This window comes from Enterococcus sp. NBRC 3427 (assembly GCF_007996925.1).
In the GTDB taxonomy this organism is placed as follows: domain Bacteria; phylum Bacillota; class Bacilli; order Lactobacillales; family Enterococcaceae; genus Enterococcus_B; species Enterococcus_B lactis.
On record NZ_BJLL01000113.1, the window covers coordinates 1 to 1700 of the forward strand.

Sequence of the window (1700 nt, forward strand, 5' to 3'; positions counted from 1 at the left end):
AAGGAACTTTGAGATATTCTTTAGGATATTAAAATTAACTAGCACCACGGGTGATTTATAGTATACTATGTCAAAAGGAGGAGTTAGATGAACAATCAAATCACACTAGCGTATTTAGATTATGATGATCTAGATGCTTTACAAGTTGTAAGTGTTGTCAGTTTTTATGAATCGTTTATCGATGGCGCAGATCCACTTGATATGCAAGGATATTTACAGACACAATTGACAACTGAAATATTGGCAGTAGAATTGGCACAGTCAACCAGTAAATTTATTGGTATTAAGGATCATCAAATACTCATTGGTTATATGAAAGTCAATGATGAAAAAGATGCTATAGAGATTCAACGGATCTATCTGCTCAAAGATTATCAAAACAAAGGGTTAGGGCAACGGTTACTCGATGAAGCGAATCGTTATGCTAAAACGAAACAAAAACGTTATTTACGTTTGACTGTTTATGAAAAAAATCATGCAGGTATTCGTTTTTATGAACGTCATGGATTTAAAAAAATCGGGATCAAACATTTTCCTTTAGGAAAACAAGATCGTATTTGTCCGATTTTAGAAAAAGAAATCTAAAAAAACGTCCTCACTTTTGATGCTGAGGACGTTTTTTTAGACTGGTAATGGAACCATAATTCGCTTTCCTTTTTGATAAATCGCTAATTCCGTCACACCTTTTGCTTTTAACAGAGCAAAAAGATCATCGAAATGGAAACGGAAATGTTCAAGGTAATGCCCATCTGATCCAACACTAAACAAGGTACCACCACGTGAAAGATATAAATCGATGACATATTCATATAACGCTAAATTGTCATACAAGTAAGCGCTCTTAGCATTTAATTCGAATGCCAATTTATTTTTGATTACTTGATCTAGAATCGGTAAAAACTGCGCTTCATATTGTTTAAATTCAGCAACGGATAGACCAAATACCCGAAAACCATAGTCAAAATGAGCAAAGACATCTGCTTCTATAACAACTAGTGCTTCTGAAAGTTGTGCAAAATACTGAAGAATCACAATAGCAGGATCCATATCTTTGACTTCGTCATCTAAATAATCAAATTGACCATTATGATGCACACTGAGTAATTTTAAATCGTAATCTTTATCGGCTAAATAGTCGATGATCCGATCCTTTTCAGAAGCGATGTAACCGATTTCGATGCCTTTTAAAACACGATTGCCAAAACGCTTATTTAAGCTATCGATTGTTTGACTGTACATTTCATAATCGGGGATATCATCGACTTTAGTAACAGGATTGGCTAAGTCAAAATGTTCAGTATATTTTGATGAACGCATATGTAGTCCTCATTTCTTGGGAGTTTTGAGACTACTGTATGCGTTTTTTTGTTGATTTACCAACATGTTTAGACATTTTCCTCTAGGAAAAAATTAACTAGCACCACGGGTACAGTATTAATTGACTTCTAGCAGAACAGGAAAAATGACCGAGCTTTCTCATGAGTTTCCAGTGATTGTTACTACTCCTAGTGCTACCCTTAACGGTATATTGGTGCAAGACAACAATGATAATAATTGCTATATAATGGTAGACGGTCAAACTCTATACAGAGGAACATACCAATAAATTTTGAGTCTTAATATGACTGATATTTATAAAAAATTGGATAGGCTACAATTAACTAGACAGAAAAATTAAGGTGTGTAGACTAGAAGAAAAT

2 protein-coding genes are annotated in these 1700 nt (G+C 34.0%); one reads left to right on the plus strand and one right to left on the minus strand.

The window, feature by feature from the left end; all coding sequences use genetic code 11:
* Positions 1-87 precede the first annotated feature (87 nt).
* Positions 88-585 (plus strand): GNAT family N-acetyltransferase, encoded by a 498-nt coding sequence (locus ESP02_RS13075; RefSeq protein ID WP_002316138.1) that lies wholly within the window; start codon positions 88-90, stop codon positions 583-585.
* A 36-nt stretch (positions 586-621) separates the two neighbouring features.
* On the opposite strand, the gene ESP02_RS13080 is transcribed toward ESP02_RS13075, so the two are convergent.
* Positions 622-1317, minus strand: a complete 696-nt coding sequence (locus tag ESP02_RS13080) for a PHP domain-containing protein (RefSeq protein ID WP_121686713.1) — start codon at positions 1315-1317, stop codon at positions 622-624.
* Between the last annotated feature and the right edge of the window lie 383 nt (positions 1318-1700).

Coding starts and splice junctions, on each gene's coding strand:
- ESP02_RS13075 (WP_002316138.1), top strand. CDS start 88: ATGAACAATCAAATCACACTAGCGTATTTAGATTATGATGATCTAGAT.
- ESP02_RS13080 (WP_121686713.1), bottom strand. CDS start 1,317: ATGCGTTCATCAAAATATACTGAACATTTTGACTTAGCCAATCCTGTT.